The sequence below is a fragment of the Nostoc mirabile CHAB5784 genome (assembly GCF_020829645.1).
In the GTDB taxonomy this organism is placed as follows: Bacteria; Cyanobacteriota; Cyanobacteriia; order Cyanobacteriales; family Nostocaceae; genus Nostoc; species Nostoc mirabile.
Genome location: NZ_JAIVFS010000070.1, coordinates 20,510 through 43,638 on the forward strand (window position 1 = coordinate 20,510; position 23,129 = coordinate 43,638).

Genomic DNA, 23,129 nt, shown 5'->3' on the forward strand with positions numbered 1-23,129 from the left:
CATAAGACGAATCAATCAGCTATAAATCATAGCTTCGCTCACCTCCGTGTACAACTTATAATCTTTGCTCAAACGCCGAAATCGATTGAGCCACCCGAATGTCCGTTCCACAATCCATCATTTCAGCAATCGCTCAAATGTTTTTGATATCCGTTCAATCACCTCTACTCGAACCTGTTGCCGACAAACTTGCTTAACGGCTTGAGCAAAATTTTTTCCTGAATAGCCCTGATCTACCCAAACAACTTCCAATTTAGACAATTCCAAAGGATGCTCAAATCCCTTGGATGTAGGTAGAAGAGGCTTGAGAATTAACCATTCGGCATCGCTTAAATCACTTGGGTAGGGTTTGCGGTGCGGATTCTCAATCGCGGGTAGACGGCTCATCGACAAGAACATAACTACACTCGATTTAGCCTATAACCTGAGTAAAGCCAGATTCAGTTCTCTTTAGATTTTCTTTACGAATCAACTCTAAGATAGCTATGGTTACTCTCAATATCGCTGAAAAAAAACGAAAGTTGACTGATTTATCTGAAATTAGGGTTTATCTTCAAAATATTGGGATTGCTTACGAGCAATGGCAGCCTTCTTATCCTCTAACAGAAAATTCAACCGCAGATGAGATTCTGAAGGTCTACGCACCTGATTTGGAGCTACTTAAACAAGCTGGTGGATATATAAAAGCTGATGTGATTGATATCAATGCTGATACCCCAAATCTAGAAGCAATGCTAGCAAAATTCCGTCAGGAACACTGGCATGATGAAGATGAAGTTCGCTTTATCATTGAGGGACATGGATTATTTCACATTAATCCTCAAACTTCTCCAGTTGTTGCCATTGAAGTTTCAGCAGGTGATTTATTAGTAGTCCCTAAAGGAACGTTGCATTGGTTTGATCTTTGTAGCGATCGCCGGATTCGCGCTATTCGCTTATTTCAAGATATCTCTGGATGGACTCCTCACTATACACACAGCAATGAAGAAAATAAATACATTCCTCTTTGTTTCAGTTCTCAATTTTTGAAAAATTAGGTAGTTATAGCAATCCTAAACCATTCGTGAGAGATAGAAAGGCTAAAAAGCTTATAAAGACGTACTTTTAATCTCCATATTTTCTCACGATTCAATTCGGATTGCTATAGCACCTCGGAGGACAGGATCTAAGCATTGGCAACAAGTTAAAGCTAGATGCCATCTGTCAATAAACTCTCATTGAGAAGTAATTTAAAGTCAATGATAATGCCCAAAAAAAATGTTGCTAATTTAACAATTCAATTCTCACTGGAAGAGAAAATAATTTTGGAGGAATACTGTGAAAAAACGCAGCGAACAAAGAGTGATGTAATTCGAGAGATGGTACGCTCGCTTAAAAAATATTTAGATAGTAGTTCTAGTTGCAATGGTTGAAAGATACAATACCCAGACGCAACTTTATCAGAATACTGTGAGTATTGGGGTGTTGGGGAAGTACAAGTACAATAGACCTCTTCTCCTAAACACTTACTTTTCCCACCTATTTAGGACTTTTGCTAGAGGTCTAATGTGTTGTGCATTACAAAAACAGGATCTGACACAGCTGACACTCAAAAATGAAAATTTTCAGCTGCCTTCGTCTAGCCTCTTGCAGAGAAGAAATTAAAGTAATAGGATTAATTGAGGTTATGCCAGTGGGAAAAATTTATATGGGGAATTTGAATTACAACTACTTTTTAAGCTGTCACACATTCCCAGTGCATACAGTTAAAAACTAGAACATTTGCTAGTACTAGTTTTCCTAATTTTAAATTTTAAATTGCTTACTATTGCTGTAGCAAGCGATTGAAAGCATGAATAGTAGAATCAACAACAAGTAATAGACCAAAACAGACCATAAGGACTTGCATAATTTTGGGAAACCACTTCGCCATTTGTCTATTAATTCTTTCAAGCAGGACAGCACTTTTGTTGCCCATCATGATGTAAATCCATAGCAAAACAATAAGTGGCAAGACAAAAATTAAGTTATAGAAGCCTAATACACCTATGAGTTTTAGCAGGTTTAGCTTTGCTGCAACAATCCGCTCAATGGCAATGATATAAGGTAATGCTGTAGGAACATCCCATAAAGTGGCGACGACACCCAAGACAAATGTACTCATTGGTTTGAGCGATTTAGGATGTTTAATAGTCGCTTGTTTACCAAAGGATTGATTGAGTGTGGAACCAATGATAATCAGTACAATACCGATAATAAATTGGATCACATAGATAAATTTATCAGCACTGTTAATCACATTTACAATTACCTTACTAAAACCAAGGGCAATCAATAAGCCAGCAGTCCAATATCCAGCAATGATTCCCAAGATAAAAGTTATAGAACGAACCAGAGGTTTTGGTGTAATTAGCAGGTAAATTTGAAGTGCTGTTGTAGTTGGGTTAAGACTATCAACAGCAGCAAGTGGTATCAGGGAAATTAAAAGTGTGTTCACTGACAATACCTTCTCATTGGTGTGCAAACTGAAAAATCCTCTGTGCATCGATACGGGAATGATGCATAGAGGATTTTGCACCTGATTTTCCGCTTCGCTGCGTCAGTCTCAACTTTTCTTTTTTAACTGGACAAAGTACTATACGCTGCATTTAAACCTAACGGGTAACGCTTGAAGACCACGGATATTTAGACCGGAACGCCAGCGTAATTCCTCAGGGGTAACAGCTAATTGTAAGTTGGGCAGCCGTCGCAGCAATGTGTTAATAGCAATCTGTCCTTCAAGGCGTGCCAGTGGTGCACCTAGACAATGGTGTATGCCATACCCAAATGCAATGTGTTGATTAATTTCGCGGGTAATATCGAGTTCATTGGCTTTGTCAAACTGCGTTGGGTCATGATTAGCAGCGCCAAGCACCACCAGTACTTGTTCACCTTTAGGAATGACCTGCCCACTAATCTCTACATCTTCCTTGGTATAACGTGAAGTTGTGGTCTGCACAGACGATTCATAACGCAAAAACTCCTCAACTGCCGACTTAATGAGCGATGGATTATTCTTAAGTTGGGCAAGCTGATCTGGGTGTTGTAGCAATGCCAATATACCGTTGCCAATCAAATTGACAGTTGTCTCGTGACCAGCAAGGATTAGGAGATAAATCATTGAGATCAATTCATCTTCTGTGAGCTTATCGCCTTGCTCCTCTGCCAGAATCAGAGCACTTATCAAATTGTTAGAGGGCGTCATACGCCGCTCATCTAATAATGCGCGGATGTAATCAAAGAATTCAGCAGCAGCAGCAAGAGCTGTTTTATCAGGGTAAGTATTCATAATACTTAGTCCCTCAACCAGTGCCTTCGACCATTGATGAAATTTGTCACGATCCTCATTAGGAATGCCAAGCATTTCCGAGATCACAATCATAGGCAAGGGAAACGCATACTCTGAAATCAGTTCCATTGAGCCTTTGTCCTGTACTGCATCCAACAGTTCCTCTGCAATTTCTTGAATTCGTGGTTCAAGTTGCTCGATTTGTCGAAGGGTGAATGCCTTGGAAACAAGACCGCGCAACCGTGTATGATTTGGTGGATCGCTTTCAATCATATTGCGCTCCATAATCTCTAAAGTCGGTTCATTGGGCGGCAGTTCTGCAAGCTGCTCAGGCGTTATAGCATTACGGAAATCTTTGACAAAGCGCGGATCTTTAAGCACTGTTATGGCATCTTCATATAGCGTGATTAGCCATAAGGGCTGTCCATTAGACTGCATCACACGATAAATCGGGGCATTCTTGTGCAAGTGAGCATAGGTAGTATAGGGATTGGCTGTGAATGCAGAGCTAAACATATCTACTTGTTCTTTGGTATCCATATCGTACTCCGTGTTAAAACTTGCAGATCCTGTGATAAAACTTTTGTAAGCTGCGCTTGGATTAGGCTTGAGTCGAAGCCTGGTTTGATCCAACTCAAAACGATTTCAACTTACTCTGGTCGCGGTTGTGGAAACAACTTGAGAAACGTTGAATCACTCATAATTACATTGTTATCAGAAGTTTTAGGCGGGCTTCTTTTTCAAATCGATAAATAAGGCAATGTCGGGAGCAGTGCGATTTTGTTAGGTGCTAAAAATTAGGGGCATAAATCACCCGATTTAATACTGCGTAGGCGTAGCCCGCCGTAGGCATTGCAGCGTATTACATTCATTTTCAAAAGCTTGTGATTTACTGATATTTGCAAAAGTGACATAAGTAGAAGGCAGCTATGCTGAAGGTAAAAGCTGATCTAGAAGCTGATTTCATTGGTTGGCATTTTACGTTTCATTGTGTCTACCTACTTACTCTCAAATTCAAAATTTGACCTTGCATATTTGCATGATGATATTTCTCACGCACAGAAAATAAAGAGTTTTAGTTTTCAATACGTAAAATTTCATCCCTTGATTGAGCAACGCCCAAAACCCCATTTGTTTAAACGACTTGTCACCTCGTCAGCGTTGATATAGTGTCAAGAGATTGCCTTAACTGCTCTTCCAATCGTTGTCGGAGGATGAATTCGGCAAGGGCTAAATCAACAGGCGTTGTCACTTTCAAATTCGTCTCTTCTCCTTGGACAATCTGCACAGGCAGCTGGCATTGTTCAAACAAGGTAGCATCATCTGTTACCTCCCAACCCTGGTAACGACCTTTATCATGACATTGTTGTAGTAGCTCCACTTCAAATCCCTGAGGGGTTTGGGCAGCCCAGAGTTGACATCTATCTGGTGTATTAGTAATCACATTTGTTTGTGGCTCTACAATTTTGATCGTGTCTTTGACAGGAACGGCAGCAATCAGACCTTGAGAATTCAGAATTTCAAGAGCACATCGGTCAAACAACTTTGGTGTCACCAAACACCTAGCTCCATCGTGAATTAACACGCGTTCTGCCATTGCGGGTAAGGACTGTAAACCATTATAGACCGAATCCTGGCGGGTTGCTCCCCCTAAAATAAAATGCACTGGCTTGGTTAGCGACAAGTTTGCCACAATTTCTTGAAAATCTACCAAGTCCTCTGGCTGACAAATCACGCCTATCCAGTGAATCTGCTCAGAAGCCTCAGCTGCCTTGAGTGTCCAGGCAATTATAGGTTCATCTAACAAAGTGAGCAGCAGTTTATTTCGACTACTCTGCATTCTACGACCTTGTCCAGCAGCTGGAATTAGTAAGTACATAACTTATCCTATAGAAATAGCGTGTAATATCGAATAGTACAAAGGTAAAGCCCTGTTAAAGTAGGGTGTCAAAGGCAGATTTTTACCCACACCTTATTCAATTAGAAGATACTAACAAGGCTACAGTATGGGCAGCAATCCCCTCTTCTCGTCCGACAGAACCTAGTTTTTCATTGGTGGTTGCTTTAATGCCTACCTGCGAGGCTTCCAGTTCCAAAACACTTGCGATTCGCGCACGCATTGTTGGGATATAAGGTTTAAGTTTAGGACGTTCTGCCACCACTACAGAGTCAATATTACCGATTTGCCACCCTTGCTCCTGTACCAAGTGATGAACTTTAGTTAGCAAAACTAGACTATCAGCACCTGCCCACTCTTGATCGGTGGGTGGAAAGTAATGACCGATATCTCCCAGGCTTAAAGCTCCTAACATAGCATCCATAATTGCATGGGTCAGTACATCAGCATCACTGTGACCTAATAACCCCATTTCATGGGAAATTTCTATCCCTCCTAGAATCAAAGGGCGACCTACAACTAAACGATGGATATCGTAACCGTTGCCAATCCTAATATTCATGAGCCTATTAAATAATTAAACTTTTTCTCAAACAAAAAGAGAGGCAAAATAAAAAGCTGGATGTCTAAATGCTAAACAGAACTTTTTAGACTGCAATCATTCTCCGTTTTAAAGTCTGAGAAGCGGTAACAACTTCTTGTCTAGCCCATTGGTCTGCTGCAATAATGTCGTCAAGAGTTGGGGACGAGCAGTTGTGAACTTGGTAGCGATCGCACGCCTGTTCAATCAAACACGGAATATCTAAAAACTGAATTCTTTTTGACAAGAATAAAGCTACAGCCTCTTCATTCGCAGCATTGAGTACTGCTGGCATACAACCTCCATCTCGACCAGCAGCATAAGCTAGTTGCATACAGGGATACTTTTTGTGGTCTGGTGCAAGAAAGGTCATCTCGCCCACCTTCACTAAATCTAACTGCTGCCAAGCGGTGTAAATTCGCTCTGGCCAAGACAAAGCGTACAGTAAGGGCAGGCGCATATCGGGCCAGCCTAGTTGCGCCAACACTGAGGTGTCTTGCAGTTCGATCAGAGAATGGATAATGCTCTGGGGATGTATGACAATTTCAATATGGTCATAATCAATGCCAAAAAGCCAGTGAGCCTCGATGACCTCCAATCCCTTATTCATCAGAGTGGCGGAATCAACTGTAATTTTGCGACCCATTGACCAGTTAGGATGCTTCAAGGCATCAGCAACAGTGACTGTTGATAACTTATCAACAGACCAATCCCGGAATGCTCCTCCAGAAGCAGTCAGCATCAAACGCCGCAGCCCTCCATCTGGTACTCCCTGCAAACACTGAAAAATCGCTGAATGCTCTGAATCTGCGGGCAATAACTTTACACCATGCTTCTGTACTAGGGGGAGGACAACTGGCCCCCCTGCAATCAGTGTTTCCTTGTTTGCCAAAGCAATGTCTTTGCCTGCCTCAATTGCTGCAATTGTAGGTAATAGCCCTGCACAACCCACAATGCCAGTCACCACAATTTCAGTTTCGTAGTAACGAGCCACTTCAATGACTCCAGCTTCTCCTGCTAAAAGAATCGGTTGGGGATCTAACTCGGCGATCGCATTTTTTAACTCCAGCAACTTTTGTGTATTACCGATAGCTACAATCGCAGGTTGGAAATCACGAATTTGTTGAGCCAGCAATTCTACATTCTGTAGAGCTGCTAATCCCACAATCCGAAACTCATTCGGGTACTGGTTAACAATATCGAGAGTTTGGGTACCGATAGAGCCTGTTGAGCCAAGGAGAGATATTGCTTTCATAATAATAGGGTTCCCAATGCAATAATTGTTGTCTAGTTTTAATACCAATTCTCTGTCAATTTGCACTTCATAAAAACTATCTTTCTAGAATAGTACGTAAAGCTTATGAAGTTATTAAGTCTATATTTATTGAGAAAGGGTATAACCAACTTAAAACTTTTCTTGATTTTTGTAACCTGTTAGGATTATTTGATGGTTGCAGTTTAATATTTATTTCAGTTAACCTCCTTCCTATGAAAAATCAACTCAATAAATTCTAATATTTATAAACTGGCTGCTGTAAGAGGTAAACTTCTTGTAATATTTCAGCCAGTAATGCTTCTAACTTTCTGTATAACTGGTATTGATTTCCATCATTAATTATGGTTATATCTGCCATAGCAATTGGGCCTCCTTTTTCAATCCTTTCAATTTCCATGAAATCTCTTTTCTCTGCTTCTGCAATTTTTAAAGGTCTTTCATGCCTAAACGTGAGCCGTTCATACCTAAGAGACTTAGGAGTGAAAATTGCTACAACGAGTAATTCACTTTTAAATTCTATTTTGAGAGTTTTATACTCGCTAAAACTATATAAACCATCAATCACAACTAATTGATGCTCTAACAGCGTTGATTTAATTATTGGTAAGGATAGTTTGGCACAGACATCCATCCCATACTTTTGTCTAATTTCTTCTCTCACTATTTGTTCGTTTTGTGGGGTGATTGCTAAACCTCGTTTTTCAACTTCATTCATAATAATTTCCCCAAAATGAATGATAGGAAAACCATTATTCTTAAGATACCCAGCTACCACGCTCTTTCCTGACCCTGGCATACCAACGATCGCAATGATTCTAACCATGTATCCTCCTTGAGAAAGTTAAAATTCAAAACTTAGTTGTCAAAAGATAAGACACGAATACTGGAATTTGTAAATTGAGAAATCCACAGTTCTAAATCAGGGTCAGAAATAGCAGCGCTTACAGCTTCAACAACTTGTTGTGCCTGAGCCTGCGATTTGGTTAAAGCAAACACGGTCGGGCCAGAACCTGACATTATTCCAGGGCATCCCAAGCGTTGGAATTCCTCTCGCAGTTGCTGCACCTGAGGATATGTTGGCAGTACTACTCGCTCTAGATCATTATGAAGCAACTGGTAAATTTGCATCTGATTTTGGCGGGCAATTGCAGACACGATTTGTCCTGAGTATGCTCGTTGGTCAGGATGTCCTGTCATAGAAGAATTTGACACGTTGGAGTGCAAGTGTTGATGACGATACGTCTGGTAAGCCCAAGCTGTTGAAACCGAAAGACTGCGGTACTTTGCTAATACCACATAAAAATTATCTATTGCTGGTAAAGGAGTAAGGTACTCGCCCCGTCCTGTTGCCAGTGTTGTACCACCAACAATACAGAAGGGTACATCCGATCCAAGTAAAGACCCCAGATATTGTAATTGTTTGTGATTGAGTCCTAATTCCCACATCAAATTTAGCCCAACCAAAACCGCAGCAGCATTTGTAGAACCTCCAGCCAGTCCCGCTCCAACGGGAATCCGCTTGTGAATTGTAATATCGACACCACCATATTTGACAAAAGCGTGCGGAAAGTGCTCTGCCATGACAGCTACCGCTTTATAAGCAAGGTTACGATGGTCTTGAGGTACTTCTGGATGGTTGCAATACACCTGGATAGTATTAGTTTCAGTTGATCGCAGGTCAATTTGATCTGCCAAGTCGATACTTTGGAGTACCATTAACAGATCATGGTAGCCATCCGGGCGATCGCGAATGATCTCCAAATACAAATTGATTTTTGCTGAAGCAAGTAAGGAGTAAGAGCGCATATATTTTTCTACTAAGGTTGTAGTTGATATGGTGGTATTGTTAGTGAGTAGAGAGTTAGTGCAGTAGACAGGTAACCTATAGACCACACAGACCTTTTTGGAATGTGACCCTTTCTTACAGTTAAGAAAGTTCGACTAGTTTAAAACACAGTTCATAGCGGCTTTGATGGCAAAAATCTTCTCAATAACATCAGAAACCACTTTATCTGGTGTCGAAGCTCCAGAAGTAATTCCTACAACAATTAGACCTGAAGGTAACCAATCTTCAAATACTTCAATGTCTTGATGCAACTTTTTATGTTGGATGCGGTTACCTGGCCCCAAGCGCTCTGCACTATCAATGTGGTACGAAGGAATCCCGCGTTCAGTAGAGATTTCGCAAAGGTGAGTCGTGTTAGAAGAGTTAAAACCGCCAACAACTACCATCAGATCCAACTTGTCTTCTACAAGCTTAAACATTGCATCCTGACGTTCTTGGGTAGCATCACAGATGGTGTTGAAGCTGAGAAAATGGTCATTGATATTGGCTGGGCCGTACTTACGCATAAGCGTCCGCTCAAACAACTTACCAATCTGCTCGGTTTCTCCCTTGAGCATGGTAGTCTGATTGGCGATACCCACCCATTCTAAGTCGGTATCGGGATCGAATCCAGGAGAATAAGCTTTGGCAAATTTGCCTAAAAATTCTTCACGGTTTTCACCATGAAGGATATAGTTGCAGACATACTCTGCTTGTTGCAGGTTTAGGACAACAAGGTACTTATCTGCGTAGGAACTGGTTGCAATTGTTTCTTCATGATTGTACTTACCATGAATAATTGAAGTGTAGTTACGTTTTTTGTGCTTCTCAACGCTATTCCACACTTTAGATACCCAAGGGCAAGTCGTATCCATAATTTTGCAGCCTTTTTGATTTAACAGCTGCATCTCTTCAATACTAGCACCAAAAGCAGGTAGAATCACAACATCTTCCGTACCAACAACAGAAAAATCCTTCTTTCCCTCTTCGTTGACTGGAATAAATTCAATTTGCATTTCCCTTAAGTTTTGATTGACAGAGGGGTTGTGAATGATTTCGTTGGTAATCCAAATACGCTCGGTGGGAAATTGCTGATGTGTCTCATAAGCCAGAGCGATCGCTCGTTCTACTCCCCAGCAAAATCCAAACGCTTCTGCTAGCTTAATTGTGACATTACCTTTTTGCAATGTGTAGTCGTTCTCCCGTATCTGCTGAATTAAGCTGCTTTGATACTCAGAGTATAGCATCTTGTTGACTTCTGTTTGATGCCCAAATCCCTTACGATAGTAACGTTCGGAACTATGGAGCAATCGCTTAAATGCTTTTGTATTCATCTTTCACTCCTGTTGTCATAATAAATACAGTTTAGTTATCAGTGAACAGTGATAATTGATAACTGTTTACTGATTACTGGCTAGTGAGTTCTAGCTGTGATGTAGTCAGCGATCGCCATCAGAGGGATAGCTTTCTGTCCAAAAGGAGCGAGTTCAGCCTTAGCTTCCTCGACTAACTTTTTCGCCTGATATCTAGATTCCTCAATGCCTAATAAACTGGGGTAAGTTACTTTTTGTGCCTGTAAATCTTTGCCTGCGGTTTTACCTAGTTGTTCCGCAGTTGCTGTGATGTCCAGTACATCATCAATAATCTGGAAGGCTAGACCAATATTGTAAGCATAACGAGAAAGCCGTTGCAAAACCTCTGCATTAGCTCCCATCAAGAGTGCCCCTGTAACAACAGAAGCTTCCAACAAAGCCCCAGTTTTATGAGTATGAATAAAGTTGAGAGTTTCTAGATTAATATTTTTCAATCCCTCCGATTCTAAGTCAACAACTTGACCGCCTACTAAACCCGTTGCTGCAACCGCATGACTTAACTTTGCAACTACCTTCAACAACTGCTCAGATAGTACTCCTTTTGTCTGAACTAGAATAAACTCGAAGGCGTAGGCTAAAAGTCCATCACCAGCGAGAATAGCAATGTCTTCACCATAAACCTTATGGTTTGTCAGTTTACCTCGCCGATAATCATCATTATCCATAGCAGGCAAATCATCATGAATTAAAGACATAGTGTGAAGCATTTCTAGTGCACAAGCAGTAGGCATCGCCATCTTTACCGTACCTCCAGATAATTCACAACTAGCAAGGCACAGAATCGGCCGCAGGCGTTTTCCCCCAGCCAGCAGGGAATACCGCATAGCCTCATAAATTTTTTCCGGATAAACTACAGCGATTGAGCACTCAAGCGCTCCCTCAACTAAGGTTTGTCGTTCTGATAAATAGGTTGACAGATTAAAGGTAGTTTCTTCTGGAGTTTTGTCAACTTCAAGCAGTTGTAATGATTTATTCTTGGTGTCCGCTACCTTGATTTCATGACTAGATAGTTGGCTTTGGTTATGTGCAGAGTCTTGAAACGAAAATTCAAAAACTTTAGTATTCATTTAACATCTCTCCTCAATATTATGACACTACATTTCATTCATTTAGCCGTTTATTTTTCTCCAACATCGGATAAATTCAGTTTAAGGTGTTAGGCAAGTAAATTAAAACCTTGCCCAAGGATTAATGTTTTTCCTCGTACATTTTAGATAAAAAAGTATGATGTACAATAGATCGAATATCAAAATAATTGCATATAAAGTTTTGATGAGTAGCGTTGTGGGATAGGTGTGCTCTAAAATAATTTCTGTCATTAGTGTTTGAAAGCTTAAGGTTTTATCAATATCACCAGGAGCATCAAAACATGAGCCTAAAAATGCAAACATTGTAGCAATTAACTTGTAAATTCCGATGTAGATGGACTGCCCAGCTATGTCATTGCGTCGAAGAAGCATATATACATAAAGAATTGAAATCATACAGTTTATTCCAAAACCTGTATAAACTCCCTTCATATCATTAAATTCCGAAGCAATTCCCAAAATAATAGAAAAAGAAATAGCTATACAAGCTAAAAAAACTAACCCAAAATTCTTCCTTTTTATGGGAGATGGAAAATCTTTGTATCCATAGAGGAAGCATTGCCAAACAATTGGAATATCGAAGGTAAACCAGGCGATACTAGCGTATAGTAAAGCGTTACTAGGTGGTATATAAACAAATGAATAAATAGCTTCCCATGAAATATTTGCACTAAGAGCCACCATAGGCATACCTAATGAACGGTCTTTGAAACCTCGCCAAATAATGGCCACATATGTAAATACCCATGCAACATCACAAACAGAATTCAAAGTCGCGCCTGTACTCATAAGTCATACCTCATTTAATAAATAACAGATACTAAAACTTTAACAAGTGTATATGCCTTAATCAGAAGTTATCCCAAAATTGAAGAATATTCTAGAAAAATATCAAGCCGCATATCTAATTTGATAAAACTAATTATTATTTTAGTTTCCCTTCAAAAACAATAATTAACCTGATAGTTTGCAGTTGATTAAAACCAAGTCGTATTAGAAGAGTTAAAGCCGTCAATGATGAATATCAAGCCCAGCTTTAGTTCACAAAGTTGAACACAGTTTCTTAATATTACTTTCTGAAACTGAGAAAGTGTTAATTCAAATTGATGGAGCTAGATTCCTCTTCTAACTACGACTGGCTACATATCCAATTTTCAGCCTAGTTTAAGGATTTACCCAGCGATCGTCTGCCTTAATTAGGTTAATCAATTCTTCGACACCCTGAGACTCGGGAACCTTTTTAATTTCTTCTTTGCCACGATACAAAGAGATATAACCAGGCTGTTTACCAACATAACCGTAGTCAGCATCTGCCATTTCTCCAGGGCCATTGACAATGCAACCCATGACTGCGATATCTAGACCAGTAAGATGTTTGGTTGCTTCTCGCACTTTGTGCAGCACTTCTTCTAGGTTAAACAAAGTACGACCACAAGAAGGGCAAGCAACATACTCCACCATCGTTTTCCTTAAACCCAGTGCTTGCAAAATGCTGTAGCACACGGGAATTTCTTTCTCTGGAGCTTCTGTAAGCGATACCCGAATCGTATCCCCAATCCCATCAGCTAAAAGTGTGCCAATTCCAGCAGTGGATTTGATACGTCCGTATTCTCCATCACCAGCTTCTGTCACCCCCAAATGTAGGGGATAATCCATACCTAGCTCATTCATTCGCTGTACCATCAGCCGATAAGCGGTTAACATCACTGGCACTCGTGACGCCTTGAGAGATATAACAAGGTTGCGAAAGTCTAGAGATTCACAAATGCGAATAAACTCTAGTGCAGACTCTACCATACCTTCTGGAGTATCACCATAGGTAAACAGCATCCGTTCAGCAAGGGAACCATGATTGACGCCAATCCGCATTGCTTTGCCTTGATCGCGTAGAGAAACCACAAGGGGTTCTAGGGTTTCACGGATCTTCTCGCCAATGTCGTCAAATTCGGCGTGGGTATATTCGGTTCTGTTAGGTTTTGGCTTTTCAAATACGTACAAACCAGGATTAATTCGTACTTTCTCAACATACTTTGCTACTTCCAAGGCAATCTTCATGCCATTATGGTGTACATCAGCCGCCAAGGGTACAGCAAGGTAGGTTTCGACTAATTTCTGTTTAATTTCACTTAAGGCTTTGGCGTGAGCCAGACTAGGCACGGTGACACGGACAATCTCACAGCCAATTTTGTGAAGGCGAATAATGGCAGCTACTGAACCTTCTACATCTAAAGTGTCTTCATTAATCATGGACTGCACCACTACAGGGTGACCACCGCCAATGATGACATGACCAACACGAACGGGACGTGTTTTACGACGGACAATGGTGGTCTCAGAAAGTGGGCGGGAAGAGGTATTGACAATAGTTGGAGATGGAATAGTGAACATAGATTTTTGCCCCTGGATGTCAAAGTTTAGCTTCAAGTTCAACACTTCAAAAGAAACTAGTACAAGTCGGCGGAATTTAGAATTTTTATACCGCAAGCGTTTCATTGATTTGCAATAAGTGGTTTATTTACGCCGTGCTGTACTAATAAACTTGAGAAAACTTTTGTACTGGCAATGTGACAGCTTGTCGTATTTGCTCGGCAATTTGTACACTAGTTAAGCCAATATCTGCTTTGGATTCCTCTGGAGTTGCGTGGTCAATTAATTTGTCAGGGATTCCTATCGGTGTCACTGATACCAATACGCCATGCTCTTGCAATGCTTCTGCTACAGCTGAACCAAAGCCTCCAATTACGCAGCCTTCTTCTAAAGTGAAGACTCGACCAATTTGTTGAGCTAGGGGCACAATCAATTCAGTATCCAGAGGCTTAACAAAGCGAGCATTCACTACAGTAGCTTGAATGCCATACTCACTCAAAAGTAGAGCTGCTTGCATAGCTGGGTGAACCATCGAACCATAGCCGACTATCAGAACATCCTCGCCGGAACGCAGGATTTCGCCTTTACCGATGGGCAGAGGCTCCCAACCTTCCTCCATCAAGGAGACACCATAACCACTACCGCGAGGATACCGCATAGCAATTGGACTCTTCGTGTGTTCTATGCCAGTGACAAGCATCCGCTGAAGCTCGGCTTCATCTTTGGGAGCCATTAGTACTATGTTAGGAATGCAACGCAAATATGCAATGTCGTACATTCCTTGGTGAGTTGGCCCATCTGCACCAACAATTCCTGCTCTGTCCAGGCAGAAAAAGACAGGCAAGTTCTGAATGCAGACATCATGAATAATTTGGTCGTAAGCGCGTTGCAAGAAAGTAGAGTATATTGTCACGACTGGGCGCATACCTTCACAGGCTAAACCAGCTGCTAGAGTAACACCGTGTTGTTCGGCAATACCTACATCAATATATTGATTGGGCAGCTTTTCGTGCAGTTTGTCTAAACCTGTTCCTGTTGACATTGCAGCAGTAATACCGATGATTTTGGGGTTTTGTTCAGCAAGTTTCACCAAAGTGTGAGCAAAAACTTTGGTATAAGCGGGAGGCTTAGGCTTGCTGGAAGGGATGGCTTTGCCGGTGGTGAGATTAAAGGAGGTTTGAGCGTGGTAGCCTACTTGGTCTTTTTCGGCTAATTCGTAGCCTTTACCTTTGACAGTTGCTACATGGACTAAAACTGCTCCTGTTATCTGATGTGCCTGCTCAAAAGCGGCAATTAACTCCTCAAGATTATGACCATCTACAGGCCCGATGTAAGTAAAGCCTAGTTCCTCAAACATGGCTCCTTCTTTGGTCACTGCCAAACGCTTCATCCCTTCCTTAAGACGTCCAAGTTCTGGCGAAAAGGAATCCCCTACAATAGGTAGATGCTTGAATTGTTCTTTGAGGTTGTCTGATAAAAACTGTACTGATGGATTCAAGCGTAACTTATTGAGGTAGCGAGAAAGAGCACCAACATTCGGGGAGATGGACATTTCATTATCGTTAAGAACTACTAACAGATTAGTGTTAGGTAAGTGACCTGCATGGTTAATCGCTTCTAATGCCATGCCACCTGTCAGTGCACCATCACCAATCACAGCTACCACTTTAAATTTTTCGCCTTTCAAATCTCGTGCGATCGCCATACCTAGAGCAGCAGAGATACTTGTGGAAGCATGTCCTGCGCCAAAGTGGTCAAACTTGCTTTCACAGCGTTTGAGATATCCTGCAATACCGTTTTTTTGCCGCAGTGTGTGAAAAGAATTGTAGCGACCGGTAATCAGTTTATGCGGATAGGCTTGGTGACCCACATCCCAAATGATTTTATCGCGTTCTAAATCTAGGGTTTGGTAAAGTGCTACCGTGAGTTCTACTACACCTAATCCAGGACCAAGGTGACCACCACTAGCTGCTACAGTTTCTAGGTGCTTTTGTCGAATCTGAGAAGCAATTTGCTGAAGTTGTTCAATTGATAGACTGTGCAATTGGTTAGGATGAGTCAAATCTTTCAGATGCATATATATCTCCTGTAAAAACCAAGTGGTTTCAAATGCTTAATAGTAGTAAAAGTGGGCATTCTTATGGGCTTAGTCTGCTACACCAATTATCATTTTGTAGCCATTTGCAGCCAGATCTATTCCGGCGTATGTAAGTGCTGTTAGGCCAACGGTAGATATAACCACGGTGATGAAAGAGTAAACCAAGAATAGTCCGGAATCCATTTTGAAAACTTTCATTGTTACACTTACAACCCACACACCAAGCAATGGAGTTATTACTAGGACGAATCCAATTCCGTAAATATCTATCCAATTTCTAAATCGTTGGGATGAAAAACGGTCGAGCCACGTTTTGACTTGTGGTATTTGGCTAAAACGCTCATAACCATAGTGTATTAGTAGAACAGCGGTGTAACTACCTGCGATAGACCAAACTACAGTTGAATAGTAATCTAGACCGAGAGCGATGCCTGAAGGAATAGCTACATAAATTTCTGAAGCTGGAAAAAATCCAAGGAAACAAACCAAAAATGCCTTTGAAATGTACTCTATCATCTTTGACCTTTTTCTAGGTTAATGAATGTTGGCTCTTAGCTTATCGATACTTAGCATTCAGAAACTTGTTATAGGGGCGCAAGTTTCTGTAACAGAGTATCAAGCCTTTACTAGAAAAGACACACCAATAGCACCATAGAAATTATTGAGTTCTAAATTACCCTGCTCATCTACCGCTGTACCTTGACCTAAGAAAAGACGGGCAATCCGAAAGCGGTGATAGTTTTTGAGCAATTGTGATAGTGTCAAATGATGAGTTTGTTGCCGCCCCGCGAATAAATTCCTGTCTAATTCATGGAGATTATGCCAAGAGCATTTCATCAGTGCGTGATGGGCGTTATGGTAGCCAAAGTTCAACACGAGCAAATTCAACCACCAGTATCGGTGAGAAATTAAGGTTGTAAAGGTATTAGCTTGTTCGTAAGCCTCATTACGCTTGGGGAAAGGCAAGCCAACGGGATATGTCTCATAAGTGTGCTGAAACGCATCCATGAACCGCAATATGGTGATCATGCTACTGTATGCAAGAAAGTAAAGTACTAATGCTTTGAGTGACATTAATCCCAACAGGGTAAACAATAACCCCCGCACTATAAGCAGGATAATGACACGCATCCTTTCATTTCGACGCTTTGGATTCCAAAAAGGAGCAGTCAATGCCCAAAACTGAAATATCAAAGAAATCACCGGAAAATATAGCCACTCTAGGGCTAGAATCAGGCTGCGTATTGGTCTAGGAAGATTGTTAATAAAGGCAGGTAAGTCAAAAACCACAGAATCCACTTTATTAACATGATGAAAAATATGCTCTTGCGCCAAATCTTTAAATCTGGCATAACAACCACCGTTTAGCCATAGCATGATGTTGCCACCAACGACATTCCAACGCATATTAGTGAAAATCGTGCCATGCATAAACTCGTGGGAAAAATAGGCAGATAGAGCCAAGCTATGGGTGAATAATATGACTCCCAAAATGTTAAGCCAAATATTAGCTACTACCAAGAGTACTAGCCCACCGCAATAGCCACTCAAGATGTAGAAGAGAGCAATAACATTCCACAAAGGTTTCTTTCGATTGATGTAATAGGAAACGACGATGTCTTTTGTTGAAAAAATCTTCATCACCATAATTACTACTCCAGCAAGAGAATCAGTTTCCTAACAACAAGTGGTTAAAAACACAATATTTTGGGGTTATCAAAAAATCATTAATTGTTTATCATTTGATGACAAACCTACTCAATAATTGGTTCAGGAATAGCTGAAAAATGATATTTGCGAAATTGAGAATATATTCCCATCAATCTTTGTTTCTCGTCATCTACAAAATTAGCTAATTTCTCCTGAAAAAGATTTTCGTAATGTTCTAATTCTGCTTTTATATATTGAGGTGCTTTTTCTTTGTAAAGTGCCACAAACATACGATAAGTATTATAGCTGTTTTGAGCAACGTCAGCAGCATAATTATTGAAATCGTCCTCAATATCAGCAATAATTTCTACTAAGCAAACGAGAGATAAAAGATTTTCATCATATGGCTTTCCGAGCATTCGGAATAAAATGAGATGAAGAAGGCGAATATCAGAAGAACGTAATTCTGCAATACGCATAACATCTGAATATCTTATTAATCCTTCAACCATTATCTTGTTTTCTAGGTGGATAAATTCTTCTCCTTTTGCTAATTCTTGCTCAATTACTGAATCATAATAATTAAGCTCTTTTAAAAGATTAATTAAACTATATTTTAAAAGTTTTAAACTACTATCATCGTCATTTGGGCTATGTATAATTTTTGAACTTTGCCCTTGTTCCATAATCAAATCAGCTTGATAGATCGTAGCTTCCACACATGTGAGAACAGGGTAAAAAGTACAAATATCATCTGGAGAAAGGCAATGAATCGGAAAATAAAACTGATAAACGTATTTAATGATACGAGCCGATTTTTGCATTGCTTCATAAGAAATAAGAGGTGTTTGAGTAGTAGCCAACATTGTTTATCTCCTAGTGTATAAAACTTACTGCTTTTGAAAATATTGGTGCAATTACTTCTTCAGATTTTTTCATTTACTAAAAGTATTACCCTAATAAATTAGAGAACCTAATCGGGTAAGTTATTAGTAAAAGACCTGGAGAGTAAGTATCTCTCAAAGGCTTTGTAGATAATTATTTATCTCAAGACTGGTTTTAGCCAGTTAAAATAGAAAACTTAAGCTAAAAAGTTTATATTTTTAATTGGATCTTACGTAAGTTCTGAATCGAAATGCCTTTTAGCCGATAGCGAATGTAGATCGTTTTGCTAACTTTGCTAAAATTTACATTGCGAGTATATAATACCAATTCTGCATGAAGGTGCGCTAAATTAAGAAATCAGGGTGCATTCCCTAGCTGTCTAATTGGTATGTGATAGCTTGAGACTCAAGCACAGTCAGTAGACCGAAAAGTTCTGCGATCGCTAAAAAATAGTAGTGTATGATACCGTTTTCTTAGGGAATATAAAAAAGCTGATTGCCTTGGCTCTATGATAAGTTTTACTTATTAGACCTGTCCGAAATATTAACTTGGTGTCAAAAAAATGGTAGGACGGAATTTTGACCGTCTACCAAAATGAAAAATCCACTTCATTACAGCAGATTGCAGGTTCATGAAGTACAGTAACAACAGTCTGTAAACCAGTTTTTTAGATGTTTCGGATTAATCAAATCAAGAGCCGTCGCAATAAGAATATCAACCATTTTTGTTGTGGTTGGAGAGAATTGACGTAAAAAAGCTTTAAGTTGCGACCACCAAAGTTCAATCGGATTAAAATCAGGAGAATAGGGTGACATATTGAGAACACTGGCACTCTTTGGTACATGATCTGGCGGCAATATAATTTTAAATATTTCTGAATCGGCAAAAATAGTAGGATTTTCTTCTATTGATCCTACTATTGCTAGTGGCATTGGTAATTATACTTTTTCTTCTGGGAAAGGCGGAGAAATCATAATCAATACAGGACAATTCATAAGTTCTATGGGAGGAACAATAATATCTGGAACTTTTGGAGCAGGCGAAGGAGGAAATTTAACTATTAATGCCGACCAGAGTGTTCAACTAAGTGGGTTTAATCCTTTTGTTCCTCTTGCATCGACCCAGTTAGCTGTTGGAGCTTTCAGTACTGGAAACGCTGGTACTTTAACAGTTAATACATCAAAAGTTATTTTACAGAATGGCAGCAATATTAATTCTTACACTTTAGGTAATGGCAATGCAGGGAGCGTTGTAGTGAATGCTTAGAATAGATGTTCTCTGCATATCTAATTCTTTTGCTTTTTCTAAATATTGCCTTGCCTCCCCATACTTCTTCTGCTCAAATTTAGCCCAACCTAAGTTTTTATACAAAACTGCTTGTAATCTAGGAGTTTTAGCTTTTTTAAGTCCTTCTTGAGCAAGAGAAATCGCTGTATTATAATCACCCTTTAAAATCTTTAATCTGGATAAATTATTGATAGGTAATATTGTTTTACTATTACTTTTTATAGCTAGCTGATATTGTTGTTCTGCTAAATCATATTTCATTTTATCATCGTAAAAAATACCTAGCCCATAATGCCCTTCCCAATTATCAAAATTTAATTTAAAAGACTTTCTGTAAGTATTAATTACACATTCGTAATCGTACAATTGTTTACAGACAATACCTAAGTTGTTATAGCTTTCTATATCTCTGTCATTATATTTAATCGCTAATTCATAATAATTTTTAGCTAACTCTAGGCTATTTGTACTGCGAAGCCCTTTGTCAAAATAAAACTTAGAAATAGAAGCTTTAACTTGGGGATTAATTTTTATAGCTGAGTCAAAAAGCTTTTGAGCAGCTTGAGAATCATTTGCAGCCTCTAACTTTTCCCCCTGAATCACTAGATTGTTAATTATGATAGGTAGAACTATTTTAGAAATTCCTAAACTTCCTAAAGTAATGGATGCAATCGTTGCACTAGTTATAAATATTTTAGACCTAATTAATTTATAAATTTTATTTTGTAGAGGGAGCTTTTGTAACCTTTGCAAAATTACTTGAGTATTTTGCGGACGCTGCCCTGGAAAAGGAGCCATCAAATCATCAATAAAATCAGCCAGAGATTTGTCGATATGAGGTGCTTTATTCCTCCAAAGTAGCCTCCCTGTTCTTTCGTCGCTTTTAATTTGAATTAAAGGAATACCAGTAACTAAGTTAACAAAAGTTCTGCCCAATGCGTAAAAGTCTGACTGTGGTACAGCTTGCCCATTAATTTGCTCTAAAGGGGAGAAACAAGCTGTCCGAACGATAGTTATGTCATGCCCACTACCTAATCCTGTACTGGTTCCTCCACTAGTACTAACTTTCGCTAAGTAGGTTCTAGTAATATCTCTTGCCCCGCCAAAATCAATAAGTGCTAATTTGCCGTTGGGTTGAAAAATAATGTTATTTGGCTTAATATCTCTATGAAACACACCAGAGCGGTGAACTAAATCAAGAATATCCATTAATTGTGAAAGCCAATCAAGTGCTAGGCTCTGAGGAATTTTTCCATAAGATTTTATCCACTTCCCTAAGTCCTTTCCTTCAAACTTCTGCATTACTAAGCAATGCAATTCTAAACGATTGTCATTCAGCCTCAAAGCAAAATAATCTCCTCTATTAGACTTAGGAATTCCAGGATGGTCAAGAATTTGCAATAAAATTGATTCTCGTCGAAGCAGTTCAACTAATTTAGGCTCGTCTATCCATTTTAAGATTTTCATCACTTTTCTTTGAGGATGTGGATAGGATTCTGTGCTATCATCCTCATCCTCGACAATACCAACGTCTTCAACCTCAAAAATATCTGTATAAGTATATGGATCTTTATCTAAAGAACGTAACGGATGTAACAAACGAAAACGTTTGTTTATTAATAAGGGATTCCCACAAGCTAAACAATTTTCAATATCATCAGGATTGTGACGCTGAGTACAAAGAGGATTTATACAGTAGCTCACATTCGCTCCTGAACGGCATTACTTGTTTGTGATGCACTTGTCTTATCGTACACCAAGCCGAGTGCATCGACCAAAATATACTTCTTAACTACTGGTTCCAAACTATAACAAACTTCCTGTTTACTTGATTTTCTACTAGTTTCAATTAATGAACGTTCATCTAAGGCTTCCATTGCTGTTATTACTTCAGAAACTGACACTTTTAAAGCTAATCGCTCTTTTAATCCACTAACAAGCTTAAAAAAAGGAATTGGAGTTGAATCTTTTGATAGCTCTTCTGCTAAAAAAATCATGATCTGTTTTTGGAGATCGCTTAAAAAGCCAGCTTGTCCAAATTGCATATTAAGCATTACTTTAAGTCTAGGCCCAATTACCGTAGTTTCATAATCAAAGAATTTTTGAACATTCCCTCCAAAAATGCGATTAATTCGTTCAGCAACTGTATCTAACTCTGATGGATTTCCGCGATAATTTTCAATTAATTGTATACATCCGTCCCCAAATAATCCTTTATCACGTAGCATTTGCATTGCAGCATTTGAGTCTAAGCCTTCCAAGCGTAAAGATTCAATAGGCAAACTTTGAGTTACGTAAGCAATGTCCTTTAAAGGCACTTGGCTCGTTACTAATATGCAACTTTTATGACGACCTTTTGTAATTCCAACAAAAAAGTCTTCATATTCTAATCTTCTTTTAAAACTCTCTACTTGTGCCACTTTTTCAAAACCATCTAATACTAGTAAACAACGATGCAAATGAAAATGCTTTGATAGCAAAGAAATTTTTCCTAGCAGAGTTTCTTCCTCTGCTTCTAGGTCGAAAATACTAATTAATTCAGTGACTACTTCATCAATGGAGGAATAACGAGTAACTGTATTCCAAACTATGTATTCATATGCATCTGATTTATCTAAAAGTATTTCTTCGATTACTTTGGCTACCAATAGACTTTTACCTATTCCTCCTATTCCAGTTATGGCTATGCAAGATTTTTTAGAAAAATTAATTTGCTTTTTCAAATCAATAATTTCTTTGTTTCTACCATAGAAAAACGCTGCTTTGGGCAGTTCTCCATATATTCTCGTCTTGCCCACTAGACAATCATCGTCCAGCCTAGATGCTTCCAGCTTTATACAATGCTCTTTTGCTACTTTAAGATCATTCTCAACTCTCAAAACCGATACAGTTACGACCAGTTAAGAGCAATAATTCCAAAGCAAAAGATAGTTACTCCGTCGATTCCACTATATATATCAAGTGGTGACGTGCCGCTCTTATGTTGCTTAACCAAAGTAGACAGATCATTAATTGATGGTGGGGCAGGACTTGGAGAGAGAAATAGTAAAGGTGCGGCTCTAGCCCGAAACCTAATTGGCACAGCTAACCGACTAAGCCACCTGGGGCATAGATTTAGTGGAGAACCACGGGGTTTATTTGATGAATACTGCGCCCGTTGTTACCCCACCCTTGATGCCAGGGAAGCTTCTTCAATTTGGAGGTCAGCCCAAAAAGATAACCCAACTGCCACACTTACGGACGAAGCATTAGAGAACTGTATAAAATCGTGGCAGCGACAACAGTCAATAAATTCTCAAAAAGTACAAACTAATGACAGTAAAAGGGCTACTGTCACCGGTGACAGTGGCAAAAGTGGTGACAGTTATAAACGCAATTATTAAGGATTGCCCTGGCTTTGCACTTGATCGACTGTTATTACGATCGCAATTCTAGTAATTTCTGGCAAATTCAAACTGAAACATTATCTAGAGCGGTGTTATTCGCCCAATACTAC

22 protein-coding genes and 1 pseudogene are annotated in these 23,129 nt (G+C 39.5%); 3 read left to right on the forward strand and 20 right to left on the reverse strand.

The genetic code is table 11. The features are described from left to right. Window positions 1-15: 15 nt before the first annotated feature. Both LC653_RS47555 and LC653_RS30655 read right to left on the reverse strand, forming a co-directional pair. Window positions 16-138: pseudogene (locus LC653_RS47555) on the reverse strand (transposase); the annotation flags it as partial. Continuing rightward, window positions 118-387, reverse strand: coding sequence for a transposase (locus tag LC653_RS30655; protein WP_372478249.1), 270 nt, complete (start codon window positions 385-387; stop codon window positions 118-120). The pseudogene LC653_RS47555 and the gene LC653_RS30655, both read right to left, overlap by 21 nt. A 98-nt stretch (window positions 388-485) precedes the next feature. Here LC653_RS30655 and LC653_RS30660 point away from each other — a divergent pair, with 98 nt between their 5' ends. Beyond that, window positions 486-1,037 (forward strand): 1,2-dihydroxy-3-keto-5-methylthiopentene dioxygenase, encoded by a 552-nt coding sequence (locus LC653_RS30660; protein ID WP_229498409.1) that lies wholly within the window; start codon window positions 486-488, stop codon window positions 1,035-1,037. A 767-nt stretch (window positions 1,038-1,804) separates the two neighbouring features. On the opposite strand, the gene LC653_RS30665 is transcribed toward LC653_RS30660, so the two are convergent. The 16 genes from LC653_RS30665 to LC653_RS30740 form a co-directional block, all read right to left on the reverse strand. Beyond that, complete coding sequence (locus tag LC653_RS30665; protein WP_229498410.1) at window positions 1,805-2,557, reverse strand: GAP family protein; 753 nt, start codon at window positions 2,555-2,557, stop codon at window positions 1,805-1,807. Between the two features lie 57 nt (window positions 2,558-2,614). Then, the gene (locus tag LC653_RS30670; protein WP_229498411.1) at window positions 2,615-3,940 is read right to left on the reverse strand and encodes a cytochrome P450 family protein; all 1,326 of its coding nucleotides are present in this window, start codon (window positions 3,938-3,940) and stop codon (window positions 2,615-2,617) included. A gap of 514 nt (window positions 3,941-4,454) precedes the next feature. Beyond that, window positions 4,455-5,186, reverse strand: coding sequence for a 2-C-methyl-D-erythritol 4-phosphate cytidylyltransferase (ispD, locus tag LC653_RS30675; protein ID WP_229498412.1), 732 nt, complete (start codon window positions 5,184-5,186; stop codon window positions 4,455-4,457). 97 nt (window positions 5,187-5,283) lie between these two features. After that, window positions 5,284-5,766: a 2-C-methyl-D-erythritol 2,4-cyclodiphosphate synthase gene (gene ispF, locus LC653_RS30680; protein ID WP_229498413.1), complete on the reverse strand. Its 483-nt coding sequence runs from the start codon at window positions 5,764-5,766 to the stop codon at window positions 5,284-5,286. A gap of 85 nt (window positions 5,767-5,851) precedes the next feature. Continuing rightward, a complete protein-coding gene (locus tag LC653_RS30685) occupies window positions 5,852-7,039 on the reverse strand; it encodes a 1-deoxy-D-xylulose-5-phosphate reductoisomerase (RefSeq protein ID WP_229498414.1) in 1,188 nt (395 codons plus the stop codon). 256 nt (window positions 7,040-7,295) lie between these two features. Beyond that, a complete protein-coding gene (locus LC653_RS30690; RefSeq protein ID WP_229498415.1) occupies window positions 7,296-7,883 on the reverse strand; it encodes an AAA family ATPase in 588 nt (195 codons plus the stop codon). 32 nt (window positions 7,884-7,915) lie between these two features. After that, complete coding sequence (ispE, locus tag LC653_RS30695; protein ID WP_229498429.1) at window positions 7,916-8,866, reverse strand: 4-(cytidine 5'-diphospho)-2-C-methyl-D-erythritol kinase; 951 nt, start codon at window positions 8,864-8,866, stop codon at window positions 7,916-7,918. 135 nt (window positions 8,867-9,001) lie between these two features. Continuing rightward, window positions 9,002-10,219 carry a 4-hydroxy-3-methylbut-2-enyl diphosphate reductase gene (locus tag LC653_RS30700; RefSeq protein WP_229498416.1) on the reverse strand — a complete coding sequence of 406 codons (1,218 nt, stop codon included), beginning with the start codon at window positions 10,217-10,219 and terminating at the stop codon, window positions 9,002-9,004. A gap of 80 nt (window positions 10,220-10,299) precedes the next feature. Beyond that, window positions 10,300-11,325, reverse strand: coding sequence for a geranylgeranyl diphosphate synthase CrtE (gene crtE, locus LC653_RS30705; protein ID WP_229498417.1), 1,026 nt, complete (start codon window positions 11,323-11,325; stop codon window positions 10,300-10,302). Window positions 11,326-11,427: 102 nt separating this feature from the next. After that, window positions 11,428-12,135, reverse strand: a complete 708-nt coding sequence (locus LC653_RS30710; protein ID WP_229498418.1) for a transmembrane-type terpene cyclase — start codon at window positions 12,133-12,135, stop codon at window positions 11,428-11,430. Window positions 12,136-12,510: 375 nt separating this feature from the next. Then, window positions 12,511-13,734, reverse strand: coding sequence for a (E)-4-hydroxy-3-methylbut-2-enyl-diphosphate synthase (gene ispG, locus LC653_RS30715; protein WP_229498419.1), 1,224 nt, complete (start codon window positions 13,732-13,734; stop codon window positions 12,511-12,513). A gap of 142 nt (window positions 13,735-13,876) precedes the next feature. Further along, window positions 13,877-15,790, reverse strand: coding sequence for a 1-deoxy-D-xylulose-5-phosphate synthase (gene dxs / locus LC653_RS30720; RefSeq protein WP_229498420.1), 1,914 nt, complete (start codon window positions 15,788-15,790; stop codon window positions 13,877-13,879). A gap of 69 nt (window positions 15,791-15,859) precedes the next feature. Next, a complete protein-coding gene (locus LC653_RS30725; protein ID WP_229498421.1) occupies window positions 15,860-16,327 on the reverse strand; it encodes a small multi-drug export protein in 468 nt (155 codons plus the stop codon). A gap of 99 nt (window positions 16,328-16,426) precedes the next feature. Further along, the gene (locus tag LC653_RS30730; protein ID WP_229498422.1) at window positions 16,427-17,458 is read right to left on the reverse strand and encodes a fatty acid desaturase family protein; all 1,032 of its coding nucleotides are present in this window, start codon (window positions 17,456-17,458) and stop codon (window positions 16,427-16,429) included. 107 nt (window positions 17,459-17,565) lie between these two features. Then, window positions 17,566-18,327: a hypothetical protein gene (locus LC653_RS30735; RefSeq protein WP_229498423.1), complete on the reverse strand. Its 762-nt coding sequence runs from the start codon at window positions 18,325-18,327 to the stop codon at window positions 17,566-17,568. A 648-nt stretch (window positions 18,328-18,975) separates the two neighbouring features. Beyond that, window positions 18,976-19,278, reverse strand: a complete 303-nt coding sequence (locus tag LC653_RS30740; RefSeq protein WP_229498424.1) for a transposase — start codon at window positions 19,276-19,278, stop codon at window positions 18,976-18,978. 70 nt (window positions 19,279-19,348) lie between these two features. On the opposite strand from LC653_RS30740, the gene LC653_RS30745 reads away from it, so the two are divergent. Then, complete coding sequence (locus LC653_RS30745; RefSeq protein WP_229498425.1) at window positions 19,349-19,612, forward strand: hypothetical protein; 264 nt, start codon at window positions 19,349-19,351, stop codon at window positions 19,610-19,612. Here the strand turns inward: LC653_RS30745 and LC653_RS30750 are convergent. Both LC653_RS30750 and LC653_RS30755 read right to left on the reverse strand, forming a co-directional pair. Next, complete coding sequence (locus tag LC653_RS30750) at window positions 19,571-21,337, reverse strand: protein kinase family protein (protein ID WP_229498426.1); 1,767 nt, start codon at window positions 21,335-21,337, stop codon at window positions 19,571-19,573. The genes LC653_RS30745 and LC653_RS30750 overlap by 42 nt on opposite strands. Continuing rightward, window positions 21,334-22,512, reverse strand: coding sequence for an NB-ARC domain-containing protein (locus LC653_RS30755; RefSeq protein WP_229498427.1), 1,179 nt, complete (start codon window positions 22,510-22,512; stop codon window positions 21,334-21,336). The genes LC653_RS30750 and LC653_RS30755 overlap by 4 nt, the downstream gene beginning before the upstream one ends. Before the next feature lie 90 nt (window positions 22,513-22,602). On the opposite strand from LC653_RS30755, the gene LC653_RS30760 reads away from it, so the two are divergent. Next, window positions 22,603-23,016: a hypothetical protein gene (locus LC653_RS30760; protein ID WP_229498428.1), complete on the forward strand. Its 414-nt coding sequence runs from the start codon at window positions 22,603-22,605 to the stop codon at window positions 23,014-23,016. Window positions 23,017-23,129 lie beyond the last annotated feature (113 nt).

Coding starts and splice junctions, on each gene's coding strand:
- LC653_RS30655 (WP_372478249.1), bottom strand. CDS start 387: ATGAGCCGTCTACCCGCGATTGAGAATCCGCACCGCAAACCCTACCCA.
- LC653_RS30660 (WP_229498409.1), top strand. CDS start 486: ATGGTTACTCTCAATATCGCTGAAAAAAAACGAAAGTTGACTGATTTA.
- ispD (WP_229498412.1), bottom strand. CDS start 5,186: ATGTACTTACTAATTCCAGCTGCTGGACAAGGTCGTAGAATGCAGAGT.
- ispF (WP_229498413.1), bottom strand. CDS start 5,766: ATGAATATTAGGATTGGCAACGGTTACGATATCCATCGTTTAGTTGTA.
- LC653_RS30685 (WP_229498414.1), bottom strand. CDS start 7,039: ATGAAAGCAATATCTCTCCTTGGCTCAACAGGCTCTATCGGTACCCAA.
- LC653_RS30690 (WP_229498415.1), bottom strand. CDS start 7,883: ATGGTTAGAATCATTGCGATCGTTGGTATGCCAGGGTCAGGAAAGAGC.
- ispE (WP_229498429.1), bottom strand. CDS start 8,866: ATGCGCTCTTACTCCTTACTTGCTTCAGCAAAAATCAATTTGTATTTG.
- LC653_RS30700 (WP_229498416.1), bottom strand. CDS start 10,219: ATGAATACAAAAGCATTTAAGCGATTGCTCCATAGTTCCGAACGTTAC.
- crtE (WP_229498417.1), bottom strand. CDS start 11,325: ATGAATACTAAAGTTTTTGAATTTTCGTTTCAAGACTCTGCACATAAC.
- LC653_RS30710 (WP_229498418.1), bottom strand. CDS start 12,135: ATGAGTACAGGCGCGACTTTGAATTCTGTTTGTGATGTTGCATGGGTA.
- ispG (WP_229498419.1), bottom strand. CDS start 13,734: ATGTTCACTATTCCATCTCCAACTATTGTCAATACCTCTTCCCGCCCA.
- dxs (WP_229498420.1), bottom strand. CDS start 15,790: ATGCATCTGAAAGATTTGACTCATCCTAACCAATTGCACAGTCTATCA.
- LC653_RS30725 (WP_229498421.1), bottom strand. CDS start 16,327: ATGATAGAGTACATTTCAAAGGCATTTTTGGTTTGTTTCCTTGGATTT.
- LC653_RS30730 (WP_229498422.1), bottom strand. CDS start 17,458: ATGGTGATGAAGATTTTTTCAACAAAAGACATCGTCGTTTCCTATTAC.
- LC653_RS30735 (WP_229498423.1), bottom strand. CDS start 18,327: ATGTTGGCTACTACTCAAACACCTCTTATTTCTTATGAAGCAATGCAA.
- LC653_RS30740 (WP_229498424.1), bottom strand. CDS start 19,278: ATGCCACTAGCAATAGTAGGATCAATAGAAGAAAATCCTACTATTTTT.
- LC653_RS30745 (WP_229498425.1), top strand. CDS start 19,349: ATGGGAGGAACAATAATATCTGGAACTTTTGGAGCAGGCGAAGGAGGA.